We start from the raw sequence: 15,607 nt of genomic DNA, 5'->3' as shown, positions 1-15,607 counted from the left end.
CATGGCCAATCATTATCAGGCTGGCCTGTTTAAACACCGCTGCGGTCACCGTCTTTGCCTTGGAGCCAGGGAATGTCCATTGCCCGTTTTTCACCCTTTGAGCTGTTGCTGCTAAAAAGCCGCAGCCAAGTGGATACGGCAACACTACTATTGCTAGCTTGGGTGCTTGTGCATCGCCAACAGGTGACCGAAGGCCAGCGGCGACGCCGTCTAGCCCAGGTCACCGCGCAATTTCGCCACGGGCACGAACTTGGGCCAGTGATGGGTATTGCCCATAGCCAAGACCTTCAAGCTATTCAGCTTGCGGCTGAGGTGGTGCGCAAAGAGTGTTCCAACGAGCGTAGTCTAAGCATACTTCACCAAGCGATTACTGTTGCTACCGACGATGGCGACTTATCCTTAAATAATCATTATATTCTAGGTTTCCTAGCGGACTTGCTAAACGTCACGCCTGCCACGTTCAACACTCTTTTTCATGAGCTAATGGGTAAGCCACTACCACCGGCAGAGGATCCAAGTCGAGACGCTTATTGGCAAGTGCATGATCCAGACTATCACGCGCGCAAAGCACGCGATGCACATGCTGCGGAGCAGAAGGCAAAAGAGGCTCAGGAAAAAGCAGAACAGGGCCAACGTGCTAAAACGGAACAACAGCAACAAAAGCGGCAAAATAAACAGCACCAACAAAACGAAGCCCGCCGAGAAAAGGCCCAAAAGGAGCAGGCCAAGCAAGAAAAAAACAAGCAAAAAGAGCGCCGCAAGCAACAAGAACACAGCCAACAGCAAGAGCGTCAGCGCTGGCAACAAGAGCAGACTCAGCAGGAAGAAACACGTCGCCAACAGCGACAACAACATCGACAACAACAGGGAGAACGCCACTCACCGTCCCCTGATAGAACCACTAGGGCGCTGGCGGTATTAGGGCTGACGCCTGGCGCGAACCGTGCCGATATACGCCGCGCCTATCGACGCATGGCACAGTTGCACCATCCTGACCGGTTCTATTCGGCGAGTGAACACCAAGTCGCAATGGCCTCAACGCGCTTTCAGCGGATCAAAAGTGCCTATGACTATTTAATGCAAAACACCTAACCAGATTAGTGTTAACACTAACGGGCTCAGTGCCCACACCGACGGCGAGTATCAACTCGAACATTATGCGCGACTTGTATCAACGACTGGCTCTGACACCCGATGCGAGCGATCAAGACATCGAAAACGCGGTGGCGCACTGCCCAAACAGCGCACTGCGCCAAGATGCTGAAACCGTGCTGGGCGTTGCAGAGCATCGCGACGCTTACAACAAGCTCCACAAAACGGTCAGTGATATAGGCCAGTTACGGGCTAGGCTTGGGCTAACCCACGGAGCGCATTGGCAAGGTAATGTAGCCAATGACTTTTCCCTGCCCCCCGATAACGCCATCTCACGCCATGATGAGCTGATTGACCGCGTTAGCCTAGCGGTATCGCTTTATAACCGCTGGAGACGTTTTAAAGGCCCATGGTTACTCATCACCCTGTTCACCCTTGGCGTTGGCATAGGACTCGCCCTTGGGCTCACCTTGGGCCTTGGGCTTGGTATGGGATGATAATCCGGCCCGCTCTCGGTCATCTCGGCGCATTTCTGCTTCTGTCGGACGCGGAGCGGGTTTTGGTGGCGTAGGTCGCTTATGGGGGCTATTGTCGCCGCCCTCATCGCTGGTCTTTCCCCTCAAGCTCTTGTCTCCCCCGCTCTGGTCACCCGGCTCGTCAAGCGTGAAATCGGTGCCAGTGCTCTCTGTTTTCATGCTCTCTGTTTTCATGCTCTCTGTTTTCGTGCTCTCTTCGGGCATACGATCTTGCCTACTATCTTCCGAGCGTGCTTCCATGCTGACACTGAGACGTGGTACGCCCAGATCGATCTCCTGCGCTTCCATACGCTGCTTCAATAGAAGATTAAAGGCACGCGATACATCCCACTGCATTTCGGGCGCTGTGCGAAAACGCATTCGCAGAATGGGGCATCCATCCTCAAACCCTTGGATACCCTGCATTTCTAAGGGTGACCAAATATAGTGGCGCATCATAGGATCTTTGCGAAGCTCTTGCGCTGTTTCTTGCATCAGCGTAATCGCATCATCAATTTTCATCGCATATGGGATACGAATCCGCATCAGCGCAATCCCGAACTGGCGCGACATGTTATGAATCGACTCAATACGGCTAAAGGTAATGATATGGACAACACCATCCAAATCACGCAGCTTCACTGTGCGTAGCGTTAAGCCCTCAACAGTCCCCATGTGGCCATTAATCTGAACGAAATCGTCCACGGCTAGTGAATCTTCAATCAGAATAAAGATCCCGGTGATTAAATCCTGCACCAACGTTTGGGCACCAAAACCAATCGCCAAGCCGATAACACCCGCACCCGCAAGTAGTGGCGTAACGTTAACCCCAAGATTTGCTAGCCCGGCAATGACTGCGATAATCAAAATCGTGACAAAAATCACATTACGAATCATCGGCGTAATGGTTTGCGCCCTAGCTTGATTCACTCGCCTACCACGAGAGCGCGCAGATGACGTTAGCGCCCGCTGAATCGCCGTATCAGCAAATATCCATACCAACCAAGCCAGTAAAATAGTTGACCCTAGGCTTACCAACGCTTGACCAATGCGGGCACTAGCTACCGCTTGTTGACCAAGGCCAAAAAGCGAACCGCCCCAAACCTGCATAAACAGTTCAGCGAACACCATCCAGGCGCAAAGGTGAGCAAGTACAAAGCCAAAGCGCTCTAAGCGCTTACGATACTGACTGTAACGGCGACGATGACGGCGTTTACCTAAGCGCTCAGATTGACGTCTCAGCAAGCCCGTCACCACTAACGTCAATACCAATAAACTTGCTGAAATAATCGAGCGTGCAAGCGCTGTACCCACATCTCCTACGGTAATAAAGATGGCCAATAATGAGCCGCCTACCAGCAATAGCGCAGGAATATGCCAGAGGCCGCCCAGTGCACGAATCATTTCAACGGCGGCGCTAGCATCTCGGCGCTGCTTGTAAGGGCGGTTACAGATCAAATGGCGGACAGGTCGTTTAAACTTAAATATGAAGCGCGCCGAAAGCAGCGCCGCCAGCATATTCGCAAGGACCGAAACCAAACTGGAAAGCTCACTACCCAACAACTCAACCAAACGAGTGGAATTTACTGCGTCGCCCAAAGCAATTAATGCGCCAATCACAAACAGGCCGCGCAAGGCTTTTTGTTGCAGCACCTGTACCGCTGTAAAACGGTGGCCTCGGCTGAAAAACGCGATGACCGTTTCAATCACTACCGATAACGCACGACCACAGACACACACATAAGCGATAACCAATACAACCGTACGCCCTGGGCTGTAAGGTAATATCTGCCCAATCCCCAACGTAATCGCGAATGACAGCGCCCAAGGCAGCATACGGCGTAAAAAGTGCATTGCCAGTAGCCATGCTTTTGGGTCTCGCGGTAAGTCCAGCGGCCATTCCCGCCGCGTGGCGATTAAGCGACCAAACGCAATCATAACGACCAACAGCACCACCCAAACAAACGCAAGAACGGCACCGTCTGCCACTGCACGCACCGCTTCACCCTGGTCGGCTCCATCATTTAATGCGCGTAAATCGGCAGCCCCTTGGACTAATTGTCGTGACCATTCGTCAATCGGTGAATCACCAGCCTGAGCCTGCTCACCAATATCAGACAGGGTATCGGCTAACGCACCTAATAGACCTTGATGGACGATTTTGTCCTCTTGGGTTGCATCGGTGGTGAGCTGTAATTCACGCAGGGAGTCCAGCAACGCTTTACGCTGCTCTTCGTTCTCCAACATTGAGATCACATCATTAAGCGAGCTTTGGAAACTTTCATCACTAACGCTCTGCTCTTCTGATGCATTATTGCTGCCGCCCAGGCTAGGCAGAGAGACACCTTGTGCTTGAGCCTGGGTTGCCAGACTTATGAACAGCGTTAAAAAAACGCTTAACACGATATTAATTATCCAGTGCTGTCGCACATTTGACTCCCGGAAATAGACCGACCTGACCCGTCGGTTAATTAGCGTTTACTTAATTTAATACCCTCAGCCTTAACGCGTGACTATGATAGGCTGGTTGCCTAAACGTTCACCTCAAGGATACCGAGATGACGCTGCAAGCTCCTCCTAACCGTACTAACAGTAACGGAAAAACAAGGCGCGTCGGTGTAGAAATTGAATTCGCCGGACTGCCGCCGCGTGATACCGCTGAACTGGTACGCGAGCTATTTGGAGGTGAGCTTAACGTGGTAAGTCCCCATCGGCTACTGGTAGAAGCAACACGATGGGGGGAGTTCGGTATCGAGCTAGATACCCAGTATGCCCATCCTGACAAGACGCTACTGGAAGACCACCATGAAAGCGATAGTGAATGGGCACGCCAGCAGCATCAGCGGCGAATCGAGTTCCATCAAAAGACCCGCGAACTGATTGGCGACATGGTCACTGGCTTAGTGCCTACAGAAATTGTCTGCCCACCTATTCCTTGGGATGAGCTAAACGAACTAGACCAACTATTTGATGCCCTTCGTGATAAAGGCGCAAAAGGAACAGATGCCAGCTTACTCTATGGATTTGGACTGCATTTAAATCCTGAAGTAGAGCGTTTTGACGTTGATTACCTTTTATCGATGATGCAGGCCTATTTGCTACTAGCCAGCTGGCTACGTGATGAAATAAAAGTCGACATTACCCGTGAAGTACTGCCACACGCGAACCCATTTCATAAAGAGTACGCGCTAAAAATTCTCGACTCTGGCTATCAGCCCGACCTAGATACGTTTATTAATGACTATCTACACTACAACCCTACGCGGAATCGGGAGCTAGATTTGTTACCGTTATTTGCCCATCTACGCCCAGATCACCCCCATGAACTGCTGCATGGACAGCTCACCAAACCACGTCCCACCTTTCACTACCGACTACCGAACGCGCAGCTCTCGCATCCTGGCTGGGGATCGGTAGTGGAATGGAATCGCTGGGTCGAGGTAGAAAAGTTAGCCGCAAACAGTAACGTACTGCGTGCGCGCTGCGATGAATATATTGCCGAACACAGCCAGCCTTGGTGGAGACGCTGTAAAACGAAGCTGCTTGGCCTATTTAAGTCATCCTAAATACACTGCCTTAGTGAGAACTTGCCAGCATGTCTCGACCGCTTATTGGGATTACAACCTCTGATCAAAAAAGTCATCTAGCCTGGTGGTTTGACTGGTTCGCCGTATGGCGCCATGGGGGAAAGCCGCTGCGCTTATCTCCTTCACGCCCCTTGCCTGAGTACTTAGACGGTCTAATTATTGGTGGTGGCGATGATATTCAAGCACATCTTTACGGCGGCGAAGTACAGCTAGACGTACGGCTGGATCCGGCCCGCGATGAACTGGAACTCAATCTACTCGGCCGTTTTATTCCGCAAAACACCCCTGTGCTGGGAATTTGCCGCGGGGCTCAACTAATCAACGTCCATTTGGGCGGCACTCTCGACCCTGACATCTACACCACCCATGAAGGGCTTAAGCGACGGCGTACGGTTTTACCACGCAAAACCGTAGATATTGTCGGAGGTAGCAAGCTTTATCAGCTACTAGGCGTCACGTGGTGTCGCGTGAATAGCCTGCACCATCAGGCGGTTAATAAAGCTGGTGACGGCATTAATATTGTTGCCCGCGACCGGGATGGGCTAGTGCAGGGAATTGAGTCCACAAACCATGACTTTTTAATCGGCGTTCAGTGGCATCCAGAGTGGCTTATATTTAACCGCCCCCAACAGCGCTTAATCAGCGCACTAGTGGCGGCGGCAAAGCATGAACGCTAAGAACAGACGCTGATAAGATGCGCGCTAGACCGGCACGCATTGCGCTGATCAGTGCTTCAACATTAGCGCTTTAGTGACGCTAGCGCTGCATCGTAATTTGGCTCATTTTTCAGCTCACTCACCAGTTCACTGTGCAACACGCGGTTATCTGCGTCGAGCACTACCACGGCACGAGCGCACAATCCTTCCATTGCACTATTAGCAAGCGCGACACCCCAGGCCTCTTGGAACTCTCGATGGCGGAAGGTGGACAAGGTTTCCACATTATCCAATCCCTCTGCGCCACAAAAACGCTTAGCTGCAAACGGCAGATCAGCAGACACAACCAGCACAACGGTATTATCCAGTTGCGAGGCCAGCTCATTAAACCGCCGTGTAGACACCGCACACGTGGGTGTATCCACACTTGGGATAATATTCAACACTTTGCGCTTGCCCGAGTAGGTGTCAAGCGTGACATCCTCCAGATCAGTATTGGTAAGCGTCATCAGAGGAGCAACATCACCTGGAGCAGGCAGCGTGCCCGCAACATCCATAGGCTCGCCAGCACGGGTTATCTTTTGCATATAAGGCTCCTAATATAAAGCGAAAAAGGTGTATGGTGAGACGTATCAGCTTACAGGGTAATACCCTGATTGGGCTAACCTTTCCTCTGACACAACGCATCTCACACGATCCATATTTCACGATCCATCTCAAACAACGACGGGAACGCCATGACCTCTTTAGTCATTATCAAAACCGGTGACGCTTTTCCTGAAGTGGTCGATCAATACGGTGATTTCGAACAGCTCTTTATTAATCAACTGACGACTGCACTGCCAGAACACGTGTCGCTAAGCGTTTGGGATGCACGCAAACAAGGCGTTCCCTCTTCTCCTACCTCATTCGCAGGCATTATGCTCACGGGGTCCCATAGCATGGTGAGCGAACAGGAGCCGTGGAGCGAGGCGCTAAAACCTTGGCTTGTGCAAGCGCTAGACGAGAACGTCCCTATGCTTGGCGTGTGCTATGGCCACCAGCTAATGGCATCGGCCTTCGGTGGCATTAGCGATTACCACCCTGCAGGAAGAGAATCAGGAACGCGCAACGTACGGCTTACCCAAGCGGGCAATCAAGACCCTCTCTTTAGCATGCTACCTTCACACTTTCCTGCCCACCTGACCCATGCGCAAGCCGTCATGCAATTGCCCCCTAACACCACCGTGTTAGCGCATAACAGCCACGATGCTCATCAAGCGTTGCGTTATGGCCCGCGTCAGTGGAGTGTTCAGTTTCACCCGGAGTTTACCCCCGCAGTCATGCATGCTTATATCGAGCGCCAGAAGGCCGCATTGCGCGATCAAGGTGAAAATCCTGACGCACTTATTCATGCCATCACCGATACTCAAGCAGCCTCTGGCCTGTTGCGCCATTTCCTACGTTTTATATAAGCCGCTTTTGGTCGCGTCTTGACGCAAGCCGATCCGCTAGTCGCGTGGGTTCTGGTAACTTGGTGCGCCCTAAACAGCGCACCACCCAGTCAAGCGATGTTTCAAGGGATAATCGATGTCCAGGTGATACGAATACCGGCTTCACATTTTCCCTCGAGCGTAGCACGGCACCAATAACGTCTTTACCTGATGTTAGAGGCACCCAATCACCACGCATATTTCCCACCTCTTCATACTGACCCGTTAATCGGGATTTAGCGATGCCGACCGTCGGTAAATTTAGCCATAGCCCCAGGTGAGCAGCTACGCCAAGCCGTCGAGGATGGGCAATTCCCTGACCGTCGACCATTACCAGCTCAGGTCTGATCGTAAGCTTAGCGAACGCTTCCAGAGCGGCTGGAATTTCACGAAAAGAGAGCAGGCCAGGAATATAGGGCATACGCGTTGGTTCACGATGAACCACCTGCTCTACCACAGCCAAATGCTGTGTGCTGTCAGGCTGCCACATTAAAACAACGACCGCTGCCCGAGTAATATCACCGCCTGCTTCAAACCCAATATCCACCCCTGCGATGTGCTGTACAGAGTCGATACGATCAGCAGTTTCGAGTCGTTTTGCCAACGTTTTTTGCAGTGCTATCGCCTCTTTTGGAGCTAGATTCCATTCATGTAGTGACGCGTCCATGCATGTCCCTTTTGTTGATTGATGACCGTACTAGCGTAGCTCAACTTTCCGGCGACAATAACAGGCAAAAAAAATCCCCTTACGCCGTTAAGCGTAAGGGGATAGAACGATCGTTAAACGTCGTTTTGAAGCACCACTATAGGGCGCTACACATTAACTTAAGCGCGTTCGCGGCGACGAACTGGCGCATCACCATCATCACGGCGACGACGTGGCGCACGCTCAGGAGCGCTGTCTTCACTGATTTCTAGCGGGCGGCCAGCAACACGGGCACGTGCCATTTTCGCCAGAATTGTGGAAGGCAAACCACTGGGCAGCTCAACGACCGAGAAAGCGTTACGAATATCGATACGACCGATACGAGCGCCTTCGATACCACCTTCGTTCGCCAGTGCGCCAACCAGTTGGCCAGGCTTAACGCCATCTTTATGGCCAACGGAAACACGGTAACGAATCATACCTTCGCTAGGTGCGCTGGAACGCTCGCGACGGCCACCTGGCTTGGCACCAGGCGCGCCATCACGCATCGGCTTCTCTTTACGCGGTGCCTGCAAGCGACCAATCGGTGCTTCGTCAGCACGCGCCATAGCGGCAAAGGCACAGGCTAGCTCAACGGCGTCATGGCCTTCTTCTACCAGGCGCTCAACCAACGCACGCTGTTCTTCAGCACCTTTGGTCAGTGCCGCCACAACGCGATGATGGAACACTTCATCACGGTGAGCGCGAATAGCTGCTTCGTCTGGCAGCGGCATTTCGGTCATTTTCTGACCGGTCGCCTGCTCCATCCAGCCCACTTTACGGCCTTCACGGAAACCTGCGAACGTAATCGCGATACCGCTACGCCCAGCACGACCGGTACGACCGATACGGTGGGTATACGCTTCTGCGTCTTGGGGCAGATCGTAGTTAATAACGTGAGTAATACGCGACACGTCAAGACCGCGCGCAGCGACGTCTGTCGCAATCAACACATCAACTTTGCCGCGCTTCAAACGTGTAATGGTGCGTTCACGCAGGCTTTGGTCCAGATCGCCAGACAGACCGGCCGCGTTAACACCACGCGCTGTCAGCTGTTCAACCAGCGTGGTACAAGCAGCACGAGTACGCACAAAGACGATGGCCCCATCGACTGGCTCAACTTCCAGAATACGTGCCAGGGCTTCGAGCTTAGCACCACCATCAACACGCACAATGCGCTGCTCAATGTTTTCGCCGGTTGTGGTGCGCGACTCAATCGCGACTTTCACCGGATTAACCAAGTAGCGGTTAACAATGCGCTCGATTTCAGTCGGCAGCGTTGCCGAGAAAAACACACGCTGAGCATCTTTAGGGGTATCGGCAACCACGCGTTTTACGTCGTCGATAAAGCCCATGCGCAGCATTTCGTCAGCTTCATCCAGCACCAGTGCTGAAAGACCGTCGAGTTTCAGACTACCGCGATCTAGGTGATCGATAATACGGCCGGGGGTGCCAACAATGACTTGGGCACCGCGCTTTAGCGCGCCTAACTGTTCACGGTATTCTTGACCACCACAAAGGATCGCTACTTCAAGACCCTTAAGGTTTTGGCCATATTTACTGAACGAAGCCGCAACCTGCTGAGCAAGTTCACGGGTCGGAGCCATAACCAGTACTTGAGGCTCGCGACGGGTAAGTTCTAAACGCGATAACAATGGCAATGCAAACGCAGCAGTTTTGCCGGTGCCGGTTTGTGCTTGGCCCAGCATATCGCGGCCTTCCAACAACGCAGGAATAGTCTGCGCCTGGATCGGCGAAGGAATTTCGTAGCCTTGTGCTTCAACAGCAGAGAGAACGGCAGGCAACAGAGCAAGATCGCCGAAGCTCGGCGAAGCGACAGAAGTCGAGGTCATTAATCACACCTTGGTAGGCCGGTTTTTCCGGCAAAAAACATCGTAAGCGTCTCTGACTCTGCTTGTTAATACGCGTAACCGTGCATATTAATAAGCAAGGATCCGCAAAGCGGATATCATCATCAGTGGAGTCGGAGACGCCGGTCGCACCTAGCATTCGGTTAGCAAACTCGCGTTAGCGGGCCAACCGCTGTGGCGACCTTCTGCGCCGATTTCACCCGTTTGGTGAAATGCTGGAGGCGCGCCATCTTCACAGCAATGAACATCTGCAGTTGGCAAGATGTTCCCGCAAGCATTTCGCTTTGTAGTCAAAGCTACATTGGAAACTGCTTATCGTCGTGATGGAGGGGTCAACACATGCGAGGAGGGCGCATCCTAACATCGCAAATAGCTTATGACTAGTTTTTTTACATTTACCGCTATCAACATTCAGACTTGCACATACTCGCTGTTCGTCTAACCTGAGAGATGCCTACTGATATTTATTAACTAATGTTCACTAACTTCAAGGAGTGATGCTATGAACTGGGATCAGATAGAAGGCAACTGGAAAGAGATGAAGGGAAAAGCGCGCGCCAGCTGGGGCGAACTAACTGACGATGAGCTTACCCAAATTGGCGGCAAAAAAGATCAACTTGTCGGCAAGTTACAGCAAAAATATGGTTTGGAGCAGGAAGAAGCCGAGCGGCGTGCTGATGATTGGGCGAACGGCTTATAAGATTGGCCGAGTAACTGCGTACTTTACATCGCACATTGATAGCCCCATGGAGAGATGCTATGCGTAAATCACTATTCACGACCGCGATCAGTGCTGCCTTTCTAAGCAGTTTAGCGTTTGGTGTTCAGGCGTCTACCGAACCTCAAGGAATGTACTCTGCTGACGATATCCTGGATGCAGAGGTGTTCTTTAACGGCGGTTCTGGCGAAGAAATCGGGGAAGTCGAAGACATACTCTTTGATGAAGAGATGCGAATTTCGGCGTTGGTGATCGAGAGCGGCGCGGTGCTAGGCCTGGGTGGTCGCGAAATTGTCGTCAATTCTGACCAATTTACATTGGAAACCCATACAGAAAGTGACGGCGATACCGAACACCGCATTATGCTTGATGCCTCTCAAGAAGAGGTTGAGTCGTTCCCCACCTATGATCGTGATTGGTGGGAGCAGACCAAAAACAATGCGCGTGATGCATGGCAAACCACCAAAGAAGGCGCTCAAAGCGCTTGGCAGTCTACTCGCGAAGCCGTTAATGATAACGAGTAAGCGGTTTAGCTTAAATCATTCAATCTAGCGGTTAATTAGCAAAAAGGGCCACCCAATTTCTGGGTGGCCCTTTCTATTAACAATGACTCTTAGCAGTAGTTGTTTATAGCCTATGATGCTCGGCGGCGAATGCCCTGCCCTGGTAAGCGTTCACGGTCATGAGGACGTTCTAAACCTAATAGCGGCCCGGCAGGCACGATGCGGGTTGGATTAATCGTGTCGTGACTGTAGTAATAGTGGCGCTTTATATGATCCATGTTGACCGTCTCTGCTATACCTGGCCACTGATATAGCTCGCGAACGTAATGGGCGAGATTTGGGTAATCTTCGATGCGCTTAAAATTACATTTAAAATGACCATAGTAGACAGCATCAAAACGGATCAGCGTAGTGAACAGACGAATATCCGCCTCCGTTAACCATTCTCCCGCTAAATAACGCTGCTCACTCAAGCGTTTTTCCATGCGATCCAAGGCATCGAATAGGGCCTGTACGTGTTTTTCGTACACCTGCTGCTCTGTTGCAAAGCCCGACTTGTAAACACCGTTATTAATATGGTCGTACACATCATCATTGACGTCATCAATAATGCTACGCAAGTCTTCAGGATAAAAATCTAAATCATTACCGGTTAACTCATCAAACGCGCGATTAAAAATGCGCATCAAATCAGCTGACTCATTATTAATTATTGCACTGCGTTGTTTATCCCAAAGTACCGGCACTGTGACCCGCCCCGTATAAGCGGGGTCAGTCATGGTATAGAGTTGATGATGATAATCGACGTGATTGATAGGATCCCCGCTGGCACCTTCGCTTTGATCGTATGTCCAGCCCTTATCTAGCATTAATGGACTGACGTGTGAGGCGCCAATGAGAGATTCCAGCCCTTTTAGTTTGCGCATAATGAGGATTCGATGCGCCCAAGGACAGGCAAGCGATACGTAAAGGTGGTAACGATCTGATTGCGCGGGATAGCTTCGCCCATCTGTTTCAGCCCCTGTCTCAGCTGCTTCACCAATCCAATCACGCAGCTGAGCAGACTCGCGGACAAATTCACCGCCATGCTTTTTAGTGTCGTACCACTGATCAACCCATTCGCCATTAACAAGCAGTCCCATCGGGGCGCCTCCTGTTGTAATAAGAAAATGCAACAAACGCATTATTCGTACTGATTACATTCAGCATACGCCCGCCTACCAGATGCTCAAGCGGATGTTTTACGGTGATTCATTCGAGGAAATCGAATCCTGAGGGCAGAGTTCTGTTACTCCCTGCTTCAATGCTTGCGCCATGGCATGGGCTGCAGGACCCGCTCGGTCTCGGTCTCTAAATATCAGTTGCATTGGCACCTCACGAATCCCACCAGCGCTTAGCGGTAAAGGCTTTAGCTGCCCAGAGGCAAGTTCATCAGCAATCCGAGTTTCTGGCATCCAGGCAAACCCTAACCCACGCGTCAGCATATCCAACGAGGTATGTAAGTGACTCACTGTCCAACGCTGCTCTGCTTTAAGCCATCCCGCATTGGTAGACTGGCGTAGCGCTGAGTCACGCACCACCAGTTGCCGGTGTTGGGCAAGATCACGCAAATCCAACGAACGTCCAAGCTGATGTAAAATATGCCCCGGATGTGCCACCGCAATAAATCGCACATTAACCAATGGCTCCCCTAAAAAGCCTTGCGCTTCAATACCTGAGACCACCAGGTCAGCACGGCCATCGTGAAGCATTTCCGTACCGCCATTAAGCACACTTTCATGTAGCTGCACTCTGACTTGAGGATAAGTTTCCGAGAAACGCTCAAGTGCTTTCGCTTGGGCGGCGGCTGGAAAAATTTGATCAATCGCCACCACCACTTCCGCTTCCAGCCCTGCTGCCAAACGTGTCGCCACGTCTTCTAATGAGGCGGCACTTTCAATTAACTGGCGTGCTCGGCGCAGCAATAGCTCGCCTGCTTCAGTTAAACGCACCTGCCGGCCTACCGGCTCCAATACCTGAACACCCAACTGCTCTTCTAGCTTGTGCACAGCATGGTTAAGCGTAGATGGGCTTTTATGAATAGCCTCCGCCGCCCGCGCAAACCCACCATGGTCAACAACGGCTGCCAGCATCTGCCACTGTGCAAGAGTTACTCGAGACATTTCGATTCCCTCGACGCTAAACAGCGAAATAATCCGCTTAATCTTCGAAAACCTTTCTAGGATGCCAGGAAAAAGCGCTGAGTACTTGCTTATAAACAATTATTCCTATTCAGCAGACTGCCCTAGCCGGCTTACTAAGCACGACAGCACCTTCAACAACTGCTTGTTAACAGCTGCTTGTTGAGGCTAACTTTGCCAGATACAGAAAAAATCAATTTATTACAAAAAAAGAAATTCTATACCACGTGCCTTTCACAGAAAGCGCCTTGCAATCTAAAGATTGTGCTTAGCAATCAGTTTCTGGTGTGCGGCGGGCTTTCAAACACCTACAACTTATACAGACCTATCACAAGACCACTACAACTCCACCATATCCTTAATTTTACTTTTAATAGTGAGTGAAAATTATTGCCTATCACCACTTCCCTATGGTTAATTAGCGTATTAATTTATTTCCTCGGCTTTTCAAAAAAATAATTTTTTTAGCGAACAGTGTTCAAAAACAGCGCTCCTTATCTTATTGTTTCCTCATTCCAGTAAAAGAGCATTTAGTGTATAGGCATACAGTCTGTTCACTCTTGCTGTCATGGGGTATGGTTCCTGGGTTCACTTTCTTTCATGTTACTTATTTATCACGAACTCGGCGGCCCATTTACCCATGTTGCGAATTCTTTATTCGCTGCCCCGCACGCATAAATTGTTACTGTTACCTGTGGCTACTATGGTCACTGTGCTGGGCACACAAAAGTTAATCACGACCTATCACGATCTAAACCAAACTCACACACCGCTGGAGAGCGTGCTTGTACCGCTTCCCAGCGATTCTGCTCCTGGGGTTCCTTCGTTGCGCCAAGAGCGCACTCCCGTTGCTGAAGCCATTGATAGAGCCTCACGCGCCATTGATGCTACGCGCGACCATATCCCGCTGGACGATCTCACTCCAACGGAAATTGTCGACCTGGATGTGATTACCAGCGCAGAAGCCTCCATGGCTAGCGTCGTAACAAATGCCCCCCATGCTAGTACTCAGCTTGATGAAGGTGCGCTTCACATGGCCGTGGTATTAGGGACGCTTTCAAGTGGCATGCTTGATGTCGACAATACATCCTCTGTCGAAATTGCCGATGCTACTTCGTATGAAGACTATGGCATTGAGCTATTTGATGATGTCTCGTTTCTTGAACTGGAACTTGCCACAGACGAACCCTACGTTCCTAAGTGGAAGACGCATATTGTCGAGTCTGGTGAAACATTTGCACTGCTAGGACAGGAGAAGTTGGGCCTTGGCTACAGCGAAGTGCTGACACTGCTAGAGGGCCTAGAAGATCCGCGCATGTTCACTCATTGGCGCGCCGGTCATAGCTTCGACTATCAGTTAGATGAAAATGGTCGCTTACTGTCTCTGCGTATGATGAAAAACACCCGCGACGGCATCTTACTTGAGCGGGATGAAGAGCACTTTGCCGCCACTATTATTGAGCGCCAAGGTGAAGCAGTACAGCGCCTTTATGCAGGTAGCGTAAGCGGTAGCTTTGCACGCTCTGCCCAGGCAACGGGCTTAAGCAGCGGTGCCGTTACCGAACTAACCCGACTACTTGAAAAGAAGCTCGACTTTCGCCGCGACAGTCGTCGAGGGGATCGCTTCCAGGTGTTAGTTGAATCAGACATGATTGACGGAGAAGCGCTCGACTCTCGTGTTCTAGCGGTTAAGTATGACGGCGAACGCATGGATTTAACGCTCCTTCGCAATGCCACCGATAGCAACTTTTATACACCCGAAGGAAGCAGCTTAGACCCTGCTTTTTCGCGCTATCCCTTTGAAGGCAGCTATCGTCTGAGCTCCCATTTCAACCCGCGCCGCAAACACCCTGTGACTGGCCGTATCAGCCCCCATAACGGCACCGACTTTGCAATGCCCATTGGTACTCCCATTGTGGCTCCGGCCAATGGCCGAGTGGAACGGGTAGGCAATCATCATGCCGCTGGACGCTACATTGTCGTTCGCCATGACAACGGTTACCGCACCCGCTATTTACACCTTTCACGCCCCCTAGTGACTCAAGGCGAGCGCATTGAAATGGGCAAGCGCATTGCACTCTCAGGCAATACAGGGCGTAGTACGGGACCTCATTTGCATTACGAAGTCATCGTTAATAACACCCCAGTAAACGCAATGAACGTAGAACTGCCTGAAAATACCAGCCTTAGCGGCGACACGTTAATTGCTTTCCAGCGCCAAGCTGAGCCAATGCTGGCAGCATTAGATAGCGGTGAAACAGGCACTATCAGCGTTGCCAACTACGAGCGCCAAGAAGAGCAGTAAGCTACTCGCTTTGCATTAAACAA

Annotated in this window: 14 protein-coding genes; 8 read left to right on the top strand and 6 right to left on the bottom strand. The window is 51.2% G+C overall.

Features of this window, described 5'->3' with window-relative positions; translation table 11 throughout:
• The first annotated feature begins 72 nt into the window (after positions 1-72).
• Positions 73-1,092, top strand: coding sequence for a J domain-containing protein (locus CR46_RS0102900; RefSeq protein ID WP_030069949.1), 1,020 nt, complete (start codon positions 73-75; stop codon positions 1,090-1,092).
• Between the two features lie 29 nt (positions 1,093-1,121).
• A complete protein-coding gene (locus CR46_RS0102895) occupies positions 1,122-1,589 on the top strand; it encodes a hypothetical protein (RefSeq protein ID WP_232222331.1) in 468 nt (155 codons plus the stop codon).
• Here CR46_RS0102895 and CR46_RS0102890 read toward each other — a convergent pair.
• Positions 1,506-4,037 carry a mechanosensitive ion channel domain-containing protein gene (locus CR46_RS0102890; protein WP_030069945.1) on the bottom strand — a complete coding sequence of 844 codons (2,532 nt, stop codon included), beginning with the start codon at positions 4,035-4,037 and terminating at the stop codon, positions 1,506-1,508. The genes CR46_RS0102895 and CR46_RS0102890 overlap by 84 nt on opposite strands.
• 128 nt (positions 4,038-4,165) lie before the next feature.
• Here CR46_RS0102890 and CR46_RS0102885 point away from each other — a divergent pair, with 128 nt between their 5' ends.
• On the top strand, positions 4,166-5,173 hold the full coding sequence (locus CR46_RS0102885; RefSeq protein ID WP_030069943.1) for an amidoligase family protein: 1,008 nt from the start codon (positions 4,166-4,168) through the stop codon (positions 5,171-5,173).
• A 29-nt stretch (positions 5,174-5,202) separates the two neighbouring features.
• The gene (locus CR46_RS0102880; RefSeq protein ID WP_030069941.1) at positions 5,203-5,871 is read left to right on the top strand and encodes a gamma-glutamyl-gamma-aminobutyrate hydrolase family protein; all 669 of its coding nucleotides are present in this window, start codon (positions 5,203-5,205) and stop codon (positions 5,869-5,871) included.
• Between the two features lie 62 nt (positions 5,872-5,933).
• Here CR46_RS0102880 and tpx read toward each other — a convergent pair whose 3' ends face one another.
• Complete coding sequence (tpx, locus tag CR46_RS0102875; RefSeq protein ID WP_030069939.1) at positions 5,934-6,437, bottom strand: thiol peroxidase; 504 nt, start codon at positions 6,435-6,437, stop codon at positions 5,934-5,936.
• A 150-nt stretch (positions 6,438-6,587) separates the two neighbouring features.
• Between tpx and CR46_RS0102870 the strand changes: the two genes are divergently transcribed.
• A complete protein-coding gene (locus tag CR46_RS0102870; protein WP_030069936.1) occupies positions 6,588-7,304 on the top strand; it encodes a glutamine amidotransferase in 717 nt (238 codons plus the stop codon).
• Here the strand turns inward: CR46_RS0102870 and nfi are convergent.
• Both nfi and CR46_RS0102860 read right to left on the bottom strand, forming a co-directional pair.
• Positions 7,297-7,989, bottom strand: a complete 693-nt coding sequence (gene nfi / locus CR46_RS0102865; protein WP_030069934.1) for a deoxyribonuclease V — start codon at positions 7,987-7,989, stop codon at positions 7,297-7,299. The two genes, CR46_RS0102870 and nfi, sit on opposite strands and share 8 nt — an antisense overlap.
• Positions 7,990-8,147: 158 nt before the next feature.
• Positions 8,148-9,860, bottom strand: a complete 1,713-nt coding sequence (locus CR46_RS0102860; RefSeq protein WP_030069932.1) for a DEAD/DEAH box helicase — start codon at positions 9,858-9,860, stop codon at positions 8,148-8,150.
• A gap of 520 nt (positions 9,861-10,380) precedes the next feature.
• Here CR46_RS0102860 and CR46_RS0102855 point away from each other — a divergent pair.
• Complete coding sequence (locus CR46_RS0102855) at positions 10,381-10,578, top strand: CsbD family protein (protein WP_030069930.1); 198 nt, start codon at positions 10,381-10,383, stop codon at positions 10,576-10,578.
• Positions 10,579-10,637: 59 nt separating this feature from the next.
• Positions 10,638-11,120, top strand: a complete 483-nt coding sequence (locus CR46_RS0102850) for a PRC-barrel domain-containing protein (RefSeq protein ID WP_030069913.1) — start codon at positions 10,638-10,640, stop codon at positions 11,118-11,120.
• 110 nt (positions 11,121-11,230) lie between these two features.
• On the opposite strand, the gene CR46_RS0102845 is transcribed toward CR46_RS0102850, so the two are convergent.
• Both CR46_RS0102845 and CR46_RS0102840 read right to left on the bottom strand, forming a co-directional pair.
• Positions 11,231-12,241: a glutathione S-transferase family protein gene (locus CR46_RS0102845; RefSeq protein WP_030069912.1), complete on the bottom strand. Its 1,011-nt coding sequence runs from the start codon at positions 12,239-12,241 to the stop codon at positions 11,231-11,233.
• 99 nt (positions 12,242-12,340) lie between these two features.
• The gene (locus CR46_RS0102840) at positions 12,341-13,261 is read right to left on the bottom strand and encodes a LysR family transcriptional regulator (RefSeq protein ID WP_030069911.1); all 921 of its coding nucleotides are present in this window, start codon (positions 13,259-13,261) and stop codon (positions 12,341-12,343) included.
• 658 nt (positions 13,262-13,919) lie between these two features.
• Between CR46_RS0102840 and CR46_RS0102835 the strand changes: the two genes are divergently transcribed.
• Complete coding sequence (locus CR46_RS0102835) at positions 13,920-15,584, top strand: peptidoglycan DD-metalloendopeptidase family protein (RefSeq protein WP_030069910.1); 1,665 nt, start codon at positions 13,920-13,922, stop codon at positions 15,582-15,584.
• Positions 15,585-15,607: the final 23 nt, after the last annotated feature.

Source organism: Vreelandella neptunia (genome assembly GCF_000712975.1).
GTDB lineage: Bacteria > Pseudomonadota > Gammaproteobacteria > Pseudomonadales > Halomonadaceae > Vreelandella > Vreelandella qaidamensis.
Note: the sequence above shows the minus strand (reverse complement) of the source record. Positions and strands in the feature narration are given on the sequence as shown.

Coding starts and splice junctions, on each gene's coding strand:
- tpx (WP_030069939.1), bottom strand. CDS start 6,437: ATGCAAAAGATAACCCGTGCTGGCGAGCCTATGGATGTTGCGGGCACG.
- CR46_RS0102850 (WP_030069913.1), top strand. CDS start 10,638: ATGCGTAAATCACTATTCACGACCGCGATCAGTGCTGCCTTTCTAAGC.
- CR46_RS0102835 (WP_030069910.1), top strand. CDS start 13,920: ATGTTGCGAATTCTTTATTCGCTGCCCCGCACGCATAAATTGTTACTG.
- CR46_RS0102880 (WP_030069941.1), top strand. CDS start 5,203: ATGTCTCGACCGCTTATTGGGATTACAACCTCTGATCAAAAAAGTCAT.
- CR46_RS0102870 (WP_030069936.1), top strand. CDS start 6,588: ATGACCTCTTTAGTCATTATCAAAACCGGTGACGCTTTTCCTGAAGTG.
- CR46_RS0102885 (WP_030069943.1), top strand. CDS start 4,166: ATGACGCTGCAAGCTCCTCCTAACCGTACTAACAGTAACGGAAAAACA.
- CR46_RS0102840 (WP_030069911.1), bottom strand. CDS start 13,261: ATGTCTCGAGTAACTCTTGCACAGTGGCAGATGCTGGCAGCCGTTGTT.
- CR46_RS0102900 (WP_030069949.1), top strand. CDS start 73: ATGTCCATTGCCCGTTTTTCACCCTTTGAGCTGTTGCTGCTAAAAAGC.
- nfi (WP_030069934.1), bottom strand. CDS start 7,989: ATGGACGCGTCACTACATGAATGGAATCTAGCTCCAAAAGAGGCGATA.
- CR46_RS0102845 (WP_030069912.1), bottom strand. CDS start 12,241: ATGGGACTGCTTGTTAATGGCGAATGGGTTGATCAGTGGTACGACACT.
- CR46_RS0102855 (WP_030069930.1), top strand. CDS start 10,381: ATGAACTGGGATCAGATAGAAGGCAACTGGAAAGAGATGAAGGGAAAA.
- CR46_RS0102860 (WP_030069932.1), bottom strand. CDS start 9,860: ATGACCTCGACTTCTGTCGCTTCGCCGAGCTTCGGCGATCTTGCTCTG.